The sequence below is a fragment of the Kribbella pratensis genome (assembly GCF_004365355.1).
Classification (GTDB): Bacteria; Actinomycetota; Actinomycetes; order Propionibacteriales; family Kribbellaceae; genus Kribbella.
Window position 1 is genome coordinate 964,594 of sequence record NZ_SODP01000002.1, and the last position, 14,581, is coordinate 979,174.

Sequence of the window (14,581 nt, forward strand, 5' to 3'; positions counted from 1 at the left end):
GCAAGCAGTATGGTAGGGAGCTTCACAGCGGTCAACCGCTCGCCGTTGCCTTGTACAACCGCCCGCCTCAGAAATCCAGTCTCTGGAGCAGATCCTCGACGCGTTCGGTGCGGCCCGCGAGCCGGTGGCGCTCCCATTCCGCGCGGGAAAGTGCATCGCCGACCAATTCAAGCGCCTCCGCGAGCTCCTCGTCCGCGTACGGGTTGACGATCTCCAGCCGCTCGCCCATCGCCTCCTCCGCGCCGAACAGCTCGGCCGCACCGGCCGCATCGCCGAGCCGTAGCAGGATGTTCATCGCGGTGTTCGAGAACGCCATGGTCAGCGGCGGGCTGCCGAGGGCCACCACGGTCGGCCTCAGGTGGCGGGCCAGGTCCGCGGCCTCGCCGACGCGATCGGCGAGCGCGAGCAGATAGGCCAGGTTCTGACCGTGGACGGTGACCTCGTACACGTCCCCGAGAGACTCGCTGATGCCCAGGGATTCGCGGAGCAGCTCCTCCGCCCGGTCGAGATGCCCGAGCGCCTCCTCGATACCGCCGAGATGACCCAGGACCCGCGCCAGTCGCCAGCGGTCGTCGAGGGTGCGGAGTCGCTCGACGGCGTCGGTCAGAGTCTGCCTTGCCGTGTCCAGATCACCTCGCTGGCGTTGCGCCGTGCCGAGCACGGTCATTCCGAACGCGGTGCCGGCCGCGTCGTCGAGTTCGCGCGACATGGCCAGGCTTCGCGCGGCAACCTCGTAGCCGCGATCCGTTTCGCCCTGCAATAGCAGGAGATTGCTCAGTCCACGCAGACAGGCCGCCAGCTCGGGCGAGGACGTCGTACCGGCGGCTGCGACAACTTGTTCGTGCCAGCGGCGGCTCTCGGTGTGGTACCCGCCGAGCTGCCAGACCCAGCCGAGGGCCGAGCACAGGCGCAGCGCGGTCCGGAGGTCGTGGTCGGTCGCCCAGGCGAGCGCGGCGCGGTAGTTGTCGAGGTCGGCCTCGGCGCGCTCCATCGGCGGCTCGGCCATCGACCTCTTCAGGATCTCGAGTCGCTCGGCCAGGTCGGCGAAGTACGTGGCGTGACGGCTGTAGATCGCCGCTGATTCGTCGGTCGCCGCCAGCTCGTCGGCGGCGTACTGATGGATGGTCTCGAGCAGCTCGACGCGGGTGCCTTCGGGTCCTTCGACGAGTCTGATCAGGTTGGCATCGCTCAACTCTGCCAGGGATTCCAGTGGATCGTTGCCGGTCGCAACTTCTTGGATCGCGGCCAGGTCAGCGCCACCGGAGAACGCCGCCAGGCGGCGGAAGGTACGGCGATACTCGGGGGTGAGCAGCTCGTACGACCAGGCGATCGTCTCGCGCAAGGTCCGCTGACGCTCCGGGGTAACGCTGCTCGTCGACGCGATGTCGAGCGACTGGTCGACCCTGGCCAGCAACTCCTTGATGCTGAGCAGGCGCACGCGCGGCGCACAGAGCTCGATCGCGAGCGGAAGCCCGTCGAGCCGCCGGCAGATCTCGAGTACGTCGTCGGAGTAGGTGAATGTCGGCTGCACCGCACGAGCACGCTGCATGAAGAGCTGTACGGCGGCAGAGTCCTTGTCCGTGACGGGCAGCGGCGCCACCGGGTGCAGGTGCTCGCCGACCAGTCCCAGAGCACGCCGGGAGGTCGCGACGACCTTCACGTGCGCCGCGCCTTCGATGATCTCGGCAACGATCTTGCCGGCGTCCGGGAGTTGCTCGAGGTTGTCGAGCACAAGCAGCAGCGACCGCTGCGCAAGGTACGCGACGATCCGCCCGCGCTCTCTTGGCGGTACGTCGAGTACCTCGGCGATCGTCGTCCACAGCACCGACTCGGACGTGGCCGCCGCCAGCGGAACGAAGTACACCCCGCCGGGGACCTTCGACGCGGCACCGATCGCGAGGCGCGTCTTGCCCGCTCCACCGGGACCGGTCAGCGTGACGAGCCGTACGTCGGATCGGTCGAGCAGGGCGACGATGCGTTCGACGTCATGCTCGCGACCGAGCAGAGCGGTCGCGGGAGCCGGGAGGCTGGTCGACGTACCGATGGTGCGTGGTGGCGGGAAGTCGCTCGGCAGGCCGTCGACCGTGACCTGGAACAGGTGCTCGGGCTCCGGAATGTCCTTCAAATGATGGGTTCCGAGGTCGCGCAGCGTCACGCCGTCCGGCAGTTGCGTGAGCCGGCCGGTGACCGCCGAGACCACGATCTGGCCACCCTGCGCGGCCGCCCCGATCCGTGCTGCGAGATGGACGTCCATTCCCCAGTAGTCGCCGTCGTACACACCGGGCGTACCGGTATGGATACCCATCCGCACGCGCAGTCGTTCACCGCCCGGCCATCGGTGCTCCGCCAGCCCGCGCTGCCCGTCGACCGCCGCCCGCACCGCGTCCCCGGCCGTCTCGAACACGACGAAGAAACTGTCGCCCTCGGTCCCCATCTCCGTCCCGCCGTACGTCGACCAGACCGCCCGCAGGATCCGGCGATGTCCTTCCAGCGCATCGAGGTACCGATCCCCCAGCCGCCGCAGCAGCACTGTCGATCCCTCGATGTCGGAGAACAACATCGACACCATTCCCCCACCCATGCCGACAGTCTCAACAACTCACCACAGAACGTCGAGAGTTGGCGGCAACTTTTGCCGACGACCTGGAGTCTCATCCGGTGCGCGGCCAAGGAGGCAGCGAACAAGACCTGGGGGTAAGAAAGATGAAGCGGTTCGGAATCGTTGCGGGGGCTGTCTCCGGAGTGGCTGCGCTGGCCGGGGCGGCCGCATTGCTGCTGGGTGGGGCACTGCCGAGCAACGCCGCCACCGAGCAGATCAAGACGGTTGCTTCGAGCAACAGCACGGCATCCACGCCGGTGCGGTACAAGACCCGGTTCTTCCTGCACTACAGCGAAGGCAACCACGCGATGGCGGTGCTGCCGACGACCTGGCGGGACGTCGAGCTCGGGGATTGGCAGGCGCGCTTCGACGACAGCGCGAACAACCGGATGATCCGGTTCGACAACAACTACAACTACAAGATCGGCACCGTGACCGCGCTCAACCGCAAGATCGCCGCCCTCAAGGGCACCCGCGGTCTGCACATCGTCGGCACCTCGACGGTCGGGATGAACTCGACCAACCACGAGGGCCGGCTGACCGTGAGCACGGTCGTCTACACCTACAAGAGCGGCAGCACCACCCGCTGGGTCGCGACCCGGTACGTCGGCCTCGATGGCAGCAAGAGCGCGGACGTCGAGATCTCGACCGCCGGCTCGCCCGCGGACAGCAAGGTGCTCGGCGCGGTCATCAACTACGCGACGACCTCCCTCGCCCTGGCCGGCTGACCAACTGCTCGGACCACTGTCAAAGGCGGGCCCTGGAGCGCTTCGGCGCTCCAGGGCCCGTCTTTTGTGATGTGACGCACCTCACAGACGTGGCTGGATTGCTTTGAGCAAGTCAGGTGTTCTGACTCTCGATCTCCCCGTCTCAGCCGTCCCTGGAAGGACCCCTCTGTGAGCACTCTCGATCTCCCCGTCTCAGCTGCTCCGCGATCGCGCCGGAACCTGAGCCGGCGCGGCAGTTTCTGGACGGCGGCTGCCGTTGCGGGCATCAGCCTGTGGACCAGCGCAGCGCCGACCACGACGTACCCGCTCTATGCCTCGACCTGGCACCTCACCCCCACGGCGACGACAGCGATCTTCGCGGTCTACCCGGTGGTGCTGGTCGCGTTCCTGCTGATCTTCGGCCAGGTGTCCGACTACATCGGCCGCCGGACCACGATGCTGTACGGCGTCGGCGCGATGCTCGTCGGCGTGCTTCTCTTCGCTGTCGCCCCGTCGGTGGGCTGGGTCTACGCCGGCCGGGCGCTGATGGGCGCGGGCGTCGGCCTGGCATTGACGCCCGCGACGGCAGCCGCGGTCGAGTTCAGCGCCAGGGGCAAGGAGCACCGAGCGGCGTCGGTCACGACGGTGGCGACCGCGGCAGGGCTTGCCCTGGCGACGATCGTCGGCGGTGGGCTGATCGAGTACGCCCCGGCTCCGTTGCACCTGGACTACTGGGTCCTGGTCGCGGTCATCGTCGGCGTCCTCGGGGCGATCTGGCGGATGCCGCGGCACACGAGGGACGAGGCACAGGGCCGCTGGCGTCCGCGCCCCATCACCGTTGCCAAGGGCACCCGTCTGCTGTACCTGGCGGCCGCCCTCGCGGTCACCGGCGCGTACGCGTTCGGCTCGGTCTTCCTGGCGCTCGGCGCCGAGATCGTGCGTGACCTGGTCGGTACCGGGAACATCTTCGTGATCGGCCTGCTGCTCGCGATCTTCTCGGTCGCCACCGGGACGACCGCGATCATCGGCCGCCGATTCCCCGCGCACCGCCTGGTCCCGCTCGGCGCGGTCCTGACGCTCGTCGACCTCGGTCTGCTCGAGCTCGCGGCGACAGCGCACTCGGTCCCGCTCTTCATCGCGACGACGATCACCGGCGGCACGGCGTACGGCCTGCTCTTCTCCGGCGGTCTCGGCCTGATCGCGAGCCACGCGCCAGCGCACCACCGCGGCGCGACAGTCTCCGCGGTCTACCTCGTCGCCTACATCCTGCAGGGCGCGATCGCCCTCACCCTCGGCCTGGTCGCGACGGCGTCCGGCCTGAGTACGGCGCTACTCCTCGGCGTCACCGTGATCGGTACGCTGGCCATCCTGATCCTGGCGGCGGCCATCCTCCACACCACCCGCAAGGAGGTGTCATGAGCACCCGCACCGCGGGCCGACCGAACTGCTCGATCGCCCGCGCCCTCGACCTGCTGCGCGACCGGTGGACGTTCCTGATCCTCCGCGAGGCGCACTTGGGCACAACCCGTTTCGCCGACTTCCGTGACGTGCTCGGCATCGCGCCGAACATCCTGACCAACCGCCTGACGGCGATGGTGGACGCCGGCCTGCTGGAGCGACGCGAGTACCGGGCGGAGCGGGAGCGCACGCGTTGTGACTACCACCTGACGGCGGCCGGCGAGGACCTCAAGATCGTCCTCGCCGCCCTCCAGCAGTGGGGCGACGTCCACGTTCCCCGTGACCAGGGGCCCACCGTCGTACGGCACGCCAAGTCGGGCGAACTGGTCGACGCCTCGTTCACGACCGAGTCGGGGACCCGCGTGCCGGCGGCGGAGGTCTCCTTCGACCCGGTCCCTGGCAGCACGGCCGACCGCAGCGACTGGCGCTGACTCACCGATCGGCGAGATGTTGGGCGGGTTCCCAGCTGAAGCCGTCCGGGTCGACGAAGTCCGCCGCGTCGCCAGTCAGCGCGATCCGGTGCGAGCCGCTGCCGTCGACCGGTACGCCGGCGTCCTTGGCCAGCGCCTTCCGCCCGTACAGCCCAAGCTTCACCGGCCCGGTGGCGTCGAACTCGACGTACTTGCGCCCGAAGCTCCTCGCCACCGTCAGGCCGTGATCGACGTAGAACTTCTTGCTCGCGGCCACATCCGAGCAGCCGAGGAGCAGTACGACGGAGTCGATCGCCCGCGTTGCGGGACCGGTGTCCTTCTTCTCCGACGTGGCGACCTTCCAGATCGTCCCGTCGGGCGCTTGCAGCGTGCCGCCGTACCCCCAGATCGACTTGGTCACCGGCTTGATGACCGTCGCACCGGCACGAACCGCGCTCTCGAACAGGCTGGTCACCGTGCTCGGCTGCCCTACTGTCAAGGACAGCGTGAAGCCGCGGAAACCGTTCGTGTCCGCGGCCGACTGACGCACCCGCACCCGCTCGTCCAGCCCGAAGGCTTCCTGCAGGAACCGCTCGGTCTCTGCAACGTCGGCAACTTCCAGAACCACACCTCGAAGATTTGTCATGTCTTCAAACTAGGTTCGGCCGACCCGCAGCGCTTCTTGATTCCTGACCAGCTTTAGCAGGCCAGGGTCGCGAACCCGAATCCTCGAGCCGACAAGGCCGTCAGCGCCTGGTCCAGCGCTGCGACCGTCTGTGCGCGGTTGCCACCGCCGTCGTGCATCAGGATGATCGCTCCCGGGCGCGCGCCGGCCAGCACCCGGTGCACGATCGTCGCCGTACCCGGCCGCTTCCAGTCCTCCGTGTCGACATCCCACAGGACCTGCTGCATGCCATCCCGCTTGATCTCGGCCCGCACCCGCGCGTTCGTCGCGCCGTACGGTGGCCGGAAGCACTTCGACTTGATGCCGTCGGCAACCTGATGATGCAGCTGCGCCGGCGAAAGCTTGGTCAGTTGCGGGTGCGAGATCGAGTGATTCCCGATCTGGTTGCCCGCGGCACGCACCTGGTCGACCAGCTCCGGATGCGAGTCCGACTCCTCGGCCAGCATGAAGAACGTCCCGTGCACGCCGTGTTTCGCCAGTACAGCAAGGACTTCCGGTGTCCACCGCGGATCCGGGCCGTCGTCGAAGGTCAGGTAAACGACCTTGCCCTGGGCTTGCTCAACCGGCTTGGTGACCTGCACGCTCTTCGTCGCAGTCGGCGTGGGTTTTTGGACGGGTGTGGTCGCTGCGAGGCGGTGGGCCGGCCGGGACGTGTTCGCGCTCTGCGCCTCGCTGGAGTTCGCCGCATGCAAACTCCAGAAGGCCGCTGCCGCCCCGACCGCCAGCACCACGGGCAACCTCAGACCTCTCCACATCCCCCGAACCCCCAGCCTCAGCACCGATACCGCTTACCTCCCTGAAGACGCCGCGAGCCTCCGGAAAGTTGACCCGGTGTCGAGTTCGTTGAGGTGGTTCCGGACTCAGCTTCCGTACTGACCGATGCCGCCTTCGAGCAGGTCGAAGGTCTGATCGATGACGTCGACCTGTTCGCGGCGAACCTTCTCGCCCAGTTGTCCGGCGATCAGCTTGTCGACGGCGACGCGCGGCACGATCGTGACGGCGGTCGCGATCAGATTGGCGACGACGGCGGCCTCCATGCCCGGTCCGACCTCGGTCTCGAGAAGCTCGGTCAGCGCGTCGGCCAGTTCCCGTGTGTGCTCGAGCGTACGACGTACGAGTGCCGGGCTCGCGTCGACGATTTGGTAGAAGTGCTGGGTCCCCTCCCGTGCGCCGGACAGCGGGTGCTGGGTCGCCAGCAGTTCGTGCAGATACCGCCGTACCGCGGCGACGACCGACTCGCCGGACTCACGGTCGCGGATGGCCCGCCGCAGATCGTCGACGAGGTCCGCGTGCCGATCGAGGAACAGGTCCTCCTTGCGCGGGAAGTAGTTGAACACCGTCATCCGGGCCACGTTGGCCGCCTCCGCGACCTCGGCGATCGTGACGTTGTCGAACCCGCGCTCGATGAACAACCCCGACGCGACGTCCGCGATCCGCCGCCGGCTCTCCCGCTTCTTCCGCTCGCGCAGGCCGAGCCGCTCATCCATGACATTTAGCATACTCGACATAAATTTAGACCGAGTACACTATTTGCTGACGACGATCTGGGAGCTGATATGGACTACGACGTGGTGGTGGCCGGCGCAGGGCCGGTAGGACTCATGCTCGCCTGCGAGCTGCGACTGGCCGGGGTGAGCGTGCTCGTGGTCGAGCGGCTCACCGAGCCGGACCTGACGATCAAGGCAGGTTCGATCAACGTGCCGACCGCAGAAGCCTTGTACCGCAGGGGTTTGCTGCCCGCGCTGCAGGAACAGCAACAGCTGATGATGCAACAGTTCGCTCGCATGGCGGGCATGTCGGCTCCTGCATCGGGTTCCGGCCCGGCTTCCGGGCCGACTTCCGGGCCGACTTCCGGGCCGACTTCCGGGCCGACTTCCGGGCCGACTTCCGGGCCGACTTCCGGGCCGACTTCCGGCCCGGCTTCTGCGGCGGCTTCCGCGCCGCCGAAGCGCCCGCCGATCGCCGGCCACTTCGGCGGCATTCTGGTCGGCGCGGAGAACGTCGACTTCGCCGACCCCGAGTTCCGCGACGCCGGGCCGGCCTCCAGCATCTTCCTGATCAACCAGCAGACCATCGAACAGGTCCTCGCCGAACGAGCGGAAGAGCTGGGCGTCGAGGTGCGCCGCGGTGTCGAACTGACCAGCTACACCGCGTCCGACAACGGCGTACGCGTGGTGCTGGGCAATGAAGAATTGTCGGCCGGCTGGCTGGTCGGCTGCGACGGCGGGCGGAGCGTCGTCCGTAAACTCGCCGGCTTCGACTTCGTCGGCACCGACCCCGAGATCACCGGCCACCAGGCGATGGTGGAGCTGGAGGGCGCCGAGCGGCTCACCCTCGGCTGGAGCAGCACCGACACCGGCATCTACGCGTACGGCCCGTTCCCCGGCCGCATCCTCACCGTCGAGTTCGACGGGCCACCGATCGACCGCGACGCCCCGATCACCGCAGCCGAGCTGGAAACCAGCCTCCGCAACGTGACCGGCGTCGACGTGACGATCACCAAGGTCATCACCGCGACCCGCTTCACCGACAATGCCCGCCAAGCAACGACGTACCGTCTCGGTCGCGTGCTCCTGGCCGGCGACGCCGCTCACGTCCACTCCCCGTTCGGCGGTCAGGGCCTCAACCTGGGCATCGGCGACGCCATGAATCTCGGCTGGAAACTGGCCGCCACCATCCAAGGCTGGGCGCCGGACGGCCTCCTCGACACCTACACCACCGAACGCCACCCGATCGGCGAATGGGTCCTCGACTGGACCCGAGCCCAGATCACCATCATGCGACCTGACCGCCACGCCCGCGCCCTCCGCCGGGTCATGGACGACCTCCTCCGCACCGCCGACGGCTCCACCTTCCTGAGCAAGAAGCTCTCCGGCGTCTGGCAACGGTACGACCTCGGCAGCGACAACGACCTCGTCGGAACGTCGGCCCCCGACTTCGAGTTCGCCGACGGCACCCGGCTCGGCGACCACCTCCGAGACGGCAGGGCTGTCCTCTTCAACCTCACCGACTCGCCACAACTCCGCGACCTGGCCGCACCGTGGTCCGACCGTCTCCACGTCGTCGACACCAAACCGGCAACTCCCGGGGCCCCCGCGGCCCTCCTGCTCCGCCCCGACGGCCACGTCGCCTGGTCCACCGACAACGACAACCTCGACGGTCTCACTCCCGCCCTCGAAAACTGGCTCGGTCAAGCAGCCTGAACGTCTCTCCAGCGCTCGCGGTTGAGGCGTTTCAGTCGTTCGTACTTGTCGATGCTGTCCTGGGCGGCCTGCGGCTCGCCCAGGACAGCGCGTCTCTCAGTCCCTCGGTAGATTGTGCAGCCTGATCATCCGGGCAGAGAGAGGTCGCGACGATGACCACCGACCCAGCGGTTCACACCGGACGCACGGCCCTCGGCCCGTTCCCGCCGGCCGCTCCCCGGAATCCAGACGCGCCGCACGTCACCGCGGCGATGATCGACGTCGACGCCGGACAGGTTCAGGGTCCGCTGGCGCGGATCTGGGAGAGCTTCGGGTACGACGAGTTCAACTGGACGTACATGCCCACCGGCAAGCGGCTGCTGCAGACCTTCGCCGACTTCTCCGGCGCCGGGTACTTCGTCCGGCCGCACTACATGTACTGCTCGGGCAGCGGCTTCGGCATCCCGCACTGGAGCTCCGGCAACGTCTACCACGAGGACGCCGACGGCAATCCGTACTACGACTTCACGCTTCTCGACCAGGCGTACGACGCGATCGTCGGCGCCGGACATCACCTTCTGGTCGAGCTCGGCTTCACGCCGCGGGACCTGCTGCCGCCCGAGGCCGCCGAGCTGACCGTCGTACCGAGTCCTACCGCGTACACCAACTACGAAGCAGGCGCCTGGGCCTATCCGCCGAACGACTACGCCAAGTGGGCAGGTCTCATCAGCGCCACCGTCCGGCACTCCATCGAGCGATACGGCGAGGCGGAGGTGAAGACCTGGCTGTGGGAGCTGTGGAACGAGCCGGACATCTTCTACTGGCGCGGCACTCTCGATCAATACAACGAGCTCTACACCGTAACGGTGCAAGCGATCCGCGACGTGTTGCCTGAGGCAAAGGTCGGAGGTCCGGCGGTCACCAGCGGCGGCCTGAACTTCCTCCGCGGCTTCCTCGACTACACGTCGAGCCGCGATGAGCCGCTGGACTTCATCTCGTACCACACCAAGGGCTGCCACTTCCCGACCCGCGACTACAAACCGTTTGCCGAACCGGCCGCCGAGCAACTCAGCCCGTCGTCAACGAAGATGCTGTACGACGTACGCGAGTTCAACCGGCTGATCGGTTCTTATGAGGCGTACGCCGATCTGCCGGTCATCGTCGACGAGTGCGACGCGGCGGTGCCCGCCCACTTCGGGCGGTACGACAACCGCAACTACAGCTTCCAGAACACGGAGTACTACCCCGTCTTCCAGGCGAAACTGATGAAGAAGATCCTGGACCTGAACGACACCGAGCCGGCCAAAGTCGCTTACGCCACCTCCTGGAGCTTCTACTTCGAGGCCGAACGCTACTTCGAAGGTACCCGCTCCTTCCTGACCGCAGGCGGTATCGAGAAGCCGTTCCTCAACGCCTACCGAATGCTGTCGCTGCTCGGTCCGGATCGTTTGCGCGCAACGTCGAACGCGGCCTGGCACGTCGGGGAACTCGACGAAACCGACGGCAGCAGCATGCCCGAGGAGGTCGACGCCCTAGCCTCACGCTCGAACGACGGGACCGTCGCCGTACTACTCTGGCGCCACATCGACGACCAGTATCAAACCAGCGACGACCTCACGCCGGTAACGGTAATCGTCCGCAACCTCCCGGCCGGTTCATACCGCCTGCGACACCTCCGCATCGACGCCGACCACAGCAATTCCTTCACCACCTGGCAATCCCTCGGCTCCCCCCAGGACCCAACCCCCGAACAACTCACCAAGATCACCAGTCACCAGCGTCTCGACGAGTGCGAGCCCGACCGCCACTTGACGGCGGACGGCGACGTCACCCTGGACGTCACACTTCCGTTGCCCTCGGCATCATTGCTGATCCTCGAGCCCGCTAGGTGATTATGTCCGCTAAAGGCTCTAAGCCCGAGAGGGCAGCCATCAGAATCAGTCAGTACTGCTGCCGTAGGGACGCGTGATGATCTCCAGCCAGTGCCCGTCCGGGCCCTCCCAGTAGAGGCCGCGGCCGCCATCGCCGTGGTTGATCTCTTGCGGTTGGCGTTTGAACGGATCGGCCCACCACTTGCGACCCTCGTCCCGCAAGCGACCGAGGATGCCGTCGAAATCCTCCTCGCTCACCAGGAACGCATAGTGCTGGCCGTGGATCTCCCCCTCGGAGTCCATGAAGTCCAGGCTCGCCCCGTTGTCCAACTTCAGCTCGGCAAACGGTCCGTACGCCCGCGCCTCCGGCAAACCGAGGACCTCTGCGACATCGCGAGCCGCAGCCCACCGATCCTTCACATGCACAATCGTGTGGTTCAGTTCGACACTCATCGCACTCTCCCGTGGCCTGTTCTCAGCTGCCCCATGCTCACCACTCTGCTCAGTCGTCGGCCGGGACCTGTGGAAAGTAGTCGACCTCGCAACTGTAGTAGCGCATCGACAGTGCGGCGCGCTGAACGTCGATAGCGCCCTCGCCGATGGCGAGCACACGATTGAGCCACCGGCTAGGTTCGTGGTCAGTCTGGAACGTCAGAACATGCAGACCCGAGCCATCGGTGACGTTCGACAGCCCGGTCAACCGAAACAGCACAAAGCCGCCATCGCCGACGTCGATCACTCCCCGGGCATCAGGGTGGGCGTACCCGCCCTCGAGCCTGGGGTTATTGGACCATCGCGCAGTCCCGGCGAGCCGCCCCGCCAACACCGCGGTCCCCTGCCCGTACAGCAGACCGTCCCCCGCCCCCGACGGCTCAATCGTCTTGACGAGGTCGTAACGCCACTCAACATCACAAAGATGCTCCAGCTTCACCGCCCACCTCCCACCCGCCCCCCTCCCAACGACGTTCCTCCTTCCCTCCACGATCCGCAACCACCCGCCAACACAGCAATTCCTTCACCACCTGGCAAGCCCTCGGCTTACCCCACGACCCAACCGCCGAACAGCTCACCAAGATCAAGGGTCACCGGGCCCTCGAGCAGATCGCTCCCGAACGCCTCTTGACAGCAGACGGCGACGTGTCCGTGGACGTCACACTTCCGTTGGCCCCAGCATCGCTCCTGATCCTCGAGCCGACCATGTACTGATCAGTTCGCGGTCCCGACCAATTCATGAAGGGCATCACGGGTCTCGGCGTCCGGGGAGTAGAGGACTGTCCCCGTCATTCCTCGGGTCAAGAGGACCTTGTAGGTATTACGAATCAGGCGGTCGAACGCCGCGTCATCGGTCGCCTTCCGGTTCTTGAAGGCAGGGTCCTTGTTGGCGTCGCGGACAGTCGTGAACCGCCCGTTGCGCCAAACCAGATCCGGCCCGAGGATGACGCCGCTCCAGTCGTACTCGAAGCCCTGCGCCGTGTAGATGCAGCCGACCTGACCGAAACCGTTCGGATCGGTCGCCCACAGGGCCGCGGGCGGAGCCTCTCCCACCTTGCGCTCACCCTTGACGTTCCAAGGACGAGCCCAACCGCCGATCTGGACGTCCTCGACAAGGATCTCATCAGGACACGGGTTACTCCACGGCCAGCAGTAGCCGGCTGAAATCCTTGCGCCATAGCCGCCCGCGATCTTGTCCTTGAGAAGGGACTCCATGGCTTCGGGGCTGTCGGCAACTCGAACATCGAATGCCGGGTCACCCTGCCATTCGACAGGTCCGTCCTCCGCGAGGCCCAGGAGGCGTTGGACCCACTGGACATACTCTTCGCTGCCGCCACAGCGGAACTGCGCATCGAGGTCGATCTGGAACACCTCGAAGCCGAGGTCAGCGGCGTACTGTCGGATCTCTTCCGCGGTCCCGAGTTCGCCCGGCTTCACAACTTGGTGCTGATCGAGCAGGAACACCGGTACCCGCGCAGCGGCGATCAGTTCGTCGACCTGCCGTCAGCCGGTCCGGAGCGCAGCCTTGGTGTAGCGGTCGACGGAGGTCTCCCGGATGCGGTGAGCTTCGTCCAGGATCAGAACGTCCAGGTCGTTCGGCTCTGCTTCCATGAACTGGTTGAAGTACTTGAACATCCGTTGCACGCGAGGCTGCCGCTGGCCGGCGACTTTGCGGAGCGTCTGGGTGAACGAACGTGACCCGGTTGCATGGAGAACGCTGCGTCCGCGACGAGCCAGGTCACCCAGGAGGGACAGAGCGATCACGCTCTTGCCGCTCCCGGGCCCTCCTGTGACGATGACTACCGACTTGTTGTCGCCGCTCCGCGCACGTTCAACCTTGTGCAGCACGTACGAGTGCGCCAGCTTCTGTTCGGCGAGCAGGACGAACTGCTCTCTTCTTTGGACCTCGTCTGCTGCCACGGCGAGCAGCTGCTTGGACGGCGCGATCGCGGAGCTGATCAGCTGATCGGCGTACGGGCTGCCTGGAACATCGGGGTCCAGCCGATCGCGCAGAAACTCGATGAACTCGTCACGGCGCGCACCGGTGAAGAGTCGCCCTCGATTGTCCTGCGGGTAGTCGTAAAGATCCCGCACATCGGCCTCGGCCATGGCGTTGTGCAGGTACGCCGCACCCGCAACAGCGTCCGGTTGGCCGTCCAAAAACTTGGCGAAGTCGGCCAGATACTCGCAATACCCTCGCACTTGAGCGACCGGGTGCAGTCGAGGTGCATTCGGATAACCGTCGATCAGAACGAGCTCCCGATCATCATCCCAGGCGACTGCGCGACTCCACTGCTTGAGTTCGATCACGACGTACGACGGTTCGCCTGTCCGTGGGTGGCGACCGGCGAGCACGACGTCAGCCCGCTTCGAGGTCAGCGGAAGGTGATGTTCGACGAGTACTTCGACCTTGCTGAGGCCGGCCTGCTCGAGGTCGTGAGCAAGAACAGGCAGGCTGCGTTCCCACGACCGGATCTCTGCCGGCGCCGGCCGATGACCTGTGTGGAACAGCATCTGCTCAGCGATCCTCAAGGCGAATTGCTGGTCAAGCGTCAGCGTCACGAAACCAGCGCCGGATTGGCGGAACAGCGTCACGGTTGAAGTCCCCAGGGCAGCACGAATCAAGGTCGTGCGGGTGGGGGCATGTCCTGCGAACGCTGCCGCTCAGCGGAAGCCCGTCGGGCCGCGCCCCCGACTCTACCGAGCCAGCGCGGCCCGCATGATCCGTGTCATGCTCGCGGCGTGTCCGATCTGATCGACTTACGAGACCGCATGCGCCAGTTCACCGAAGAACGCGACTGGTCCCAGTTCCACGACCCAAAGTCCCTCATCCTCGCCCTGGTCGGCGAGGTAGGCGAACTAGCTGAACTCTTCCAATGGCTCCCCGCCGACACCGCTGCCGCCCGCGTCCATGACGACCCCCTCCACAGCCGCGTAAGCGACGAACTGGCCGACGTCCTGCTCTACCTAGTCCGCCTCGCCGACGTCGTAGACATCGACCTTGGCGAAGCAGCCTCCCGCAAGCTGCGGGGTTCTTCACTCCGGTTTCCACCTGAACAAGTCCGCGGCCAGGCTCCAGAGAAGCACTGATAACTCCCACGCCGACATGTCCGCCAGCCCACTGAGAGTAGAGCGTGAGTGATGCCTGCGTAGCACGTGGAGCTGTTCATCACGCGG

12 protein-coding genes and 1 pseudogene are annotated in these 14,581 nt (G+C 66.5%); 6 read left to right on the top strand and 7 right to left on the bottom strand.

Annotation, left to right across the window (positions count from 1 at the left end; all coding sequences use genetic code 11):
- Positions 1–67: 67 nt before the first annotated feature.
- Positions 68–2,581 (bottom strand): ATP-binding protein, encoded by a 2,514-nt coding sequence (locus EV653_RS21270; protein ID WP_134105475.1) that lies wholly within the window; start codon positions 2,579–2,581, stop codon positions 68–70.
- 122 nt (positions 2,582–2,703) lie between these two features.
- On the opposite strand from EV653_RS21270, the gene EV653_RS21275 reads away from it, so the two are divergent.
- The 3 genes from EV653_RS21275 (at position 2,704) to EV653_RS21285 (ending at position 5,195) form a co-directional block, all read left to right on the top strand.
- A complete protein-coding gene (locus EV653_RS21275; RefSeq protein WP_134105476.1) occupies positions 2,704–3,327 on the top strand; it encodes a hypothetical protein in 624 nt (207 codons plus the stop codon).
- Positions 3,328–3,495: 168 nt separating this feature from the next.
- Complete coding sequence (locus EV653_RS21280; protein WP_166679506.1) at positions 3,496–4,725, top strand: MFS transporter; 1,230 nt, start codon at positions 3,496–3,498, stop codon at positions 4,723–4,725.
- The gene (locus tag EV653_RS21285) at positions 4,722–5,195 is read left to right on the top strand and encodes a winged helix-turn-helix transcriptional regulator (RefSeq protein WP_134105478.1); all 474 of its coding nucleotides are present in this window, start codon (positions 4,722–4,724) and stop codon (positions 5,193–5,195) included. The genes EV653_RS21280 and EV653_RS21285 overlap by 4 nt, the downstream gene beginning before the upstream one ends.
- A 1-nt stretch (position 5,196) precedes the next feature.
- Here the strand turns inward: EV653_RS21285 and EV653_RS21290 are convergent, their stop codons facing one another.
- From EV653_RS21290 to EV653_RS21300, 3 genes are all read right to left on the bottom strand, one after another.
- On the bottom strand, positions 5,197–5,820 hold the full coding sequence (locus tag EV653_RS21290; protein WP_134105479.1) for a glyoxalase: 624 nt from the start codon (positions 5,818–5,820) through the stop codon (positions 5,197–5,199).
- 53 nt (positions 5,821–5,873) lie between these two features.
- Entirely contained in the window at positions 5,874–6,614 is a 741-nt protein-coding gene (locus tag EV653_RS21295; RefSeq protein ID WP_134105480.1) for a polysaccharide deacetylase family protein, read from the bottom strand.
- A gap of 105 nt (positions 6,615–6,719) precedes the next feature.
- Positions 6,720–7,346: a TetR/AcrR family transcriptional regulator gene (locus EV653_RS21300; protein ID WP_134105481.1), complete on the bottom strand. Its 627-nt coding sequence runs from the start codon at positions 7,344–7,346 to the stop codon at positions 6,720–6,722.
- Between the two features lie 69 nt (positions 7,347–7,415).
- Here EV653_RS21300 and EV653_RS21305 point away from each other — a divergent pair, with 69 nt between their 5' ends.
- Together EV653_RS21305 and EV653_RS21310 are read left to right on the top strand one after the other, a co-directional pair.
- A complete protein-coding gene (locus EV653_RS21305) occupies positions 7,416–9,062 on the top strand; it encodes an FAD-dependent monooxygenase (RefSeq protein WP_134105482.1) in 1,647 nt (548 codons plus the stop codon).
- 152 nt (positions 9,063–9,214) lie between these two features.
- The gene (locus tag EV653_RS21310) at positions 9,215–10,933 is read left to right on the top strand and encodes a GH39 family glycosyl hydrolase (protein WP_134105483.1); all 1,719 of its coding nucleotides are present in this window, start codon (positions 9,215–9,217) and stop codon (positions 10,931–10,933) included.
- Positions 10,934–10,978: 45 nt separating this feature from the next.
- On the opposite strand, the gene EV653_RS21315 is transcribed toward EV653_RS21310, so the two are convergent.
- From EV653_RS21315 to EV653_RS42190, 3 genes and pseudogenes are all read right to left on the bottom strand, one after another.
- A complete protein-coding gene (locus tag EV653_RS21315) occupies positions 10,979–11,365 on the bottom strand; it encodes a VOC family protein (RefSeq protein WP_134105484.1) in 387 nt (128 codons plus the stop codon).
- A gap of 49 nt (positions 11,366–11,414) precedes the next feature.
- Complete coding sequence (locus EV653_RS21320; RefSeq protein ID WP_134105485.1) at positions 11,415–11,843, bottom strand: hypothetical protein; 429 nt, start codon at positions 11,841–11,843, stop codon at positions 11,415–11,417.
- 275 nt (positions 11,844–12,118) lie between these two features.
- Positions 12,119–13,918 (bottom strand): annotated as a pseudogene (locus EV653_RS42190) (DNA/RNA helicase domain-containing protein).
- A gap of 228 nt (positions 13,919–14,146) precedes the next feature.
- Between EV653_RS42190 and EV653_RS21330 the strand changes: the two are divergent.
- Entirely contained in the window at positions 14,147–14,494 is a 348-nt protein-coding gene (locus tag EV653_RS21330; protein ID WP_238159934.1) for a nucleotide pyrophosphohydrolase, read from the top strand.
- Positions 14,495–14,581: the final 87 nt, after the last annotated feature.

What these genes read in the sequence shown, in the direction of transcription:
- EV653_RS21290 (WP_134105479.1), bottom strand. Translation starts at nt 5,820, where the DNA reads ATGACAAATCTTCGAGGTGTGGTTCTGGAAGTTGCCGACGTTGCAGAG.
- EV653_RS21285 (WP_134105478.1), top strand. Translation starts at nt 4,722, where the DNA reads ATGAGCACCCGCACCGCGGGCCGACCGAACTGCTCGATCGCCCGCGCC.
- EV653_RS21270 (WP_134105475.1), bottom strand. Translation starts at nt 2,581, where the DNA reads ATGGGTGGGGGAATGGTGTCGATGTTGTTCTCCGACATCGAGGGATCG.
- EV653_RS21310 (WP_134105483.1), top strand. Translation starts at nt 9,215, where the DNA reads ATGACCACCGACCCAGCGGTTCACACCGGACGCACGGCCCTCGGCCCG.
- EV653_RS21305 (WP_134105482.1), top strand. Translation starts at nt 7,416, where the DNA reads ATGGACTACGACGTGGTGGTGGCCGGCGCAGGGCCGGTAGGACTCATG.
- EV653_RS21275 (WP_134105476.1), top strand. Translation starts at nt 2,704, where the DNA reads ATGAAGCGGTTCGGAATCGTTGCGGGGGCTGTCTCCGGAGTGGCTGCG.
- EV653_RS21300 (WP_134105481.1), bottom strand. Translation starts at nt 7,346, where the DNA reads ATGGATGAGCGGCTCGGCCTGCGCGAGCGGAAGAAGCGGGAGAGCCGG.
- EV653_RS21315 (WP_134105484.1), bottom strand. Translation starts at nt 11,365, where the DNA reads ATGAGTGTCGAACTGAACCACACGATTGTGCATGTGAAGGATCGGTGG.
- EV653_RS21295 (WP_134105480.1), bottom strand. Translation starts at nt 6,614, where the DNA reads ATGTGGAGAGGTCTGAGGTTGCCCGTGGTGCTGGCGGTCGGGGCGGCA.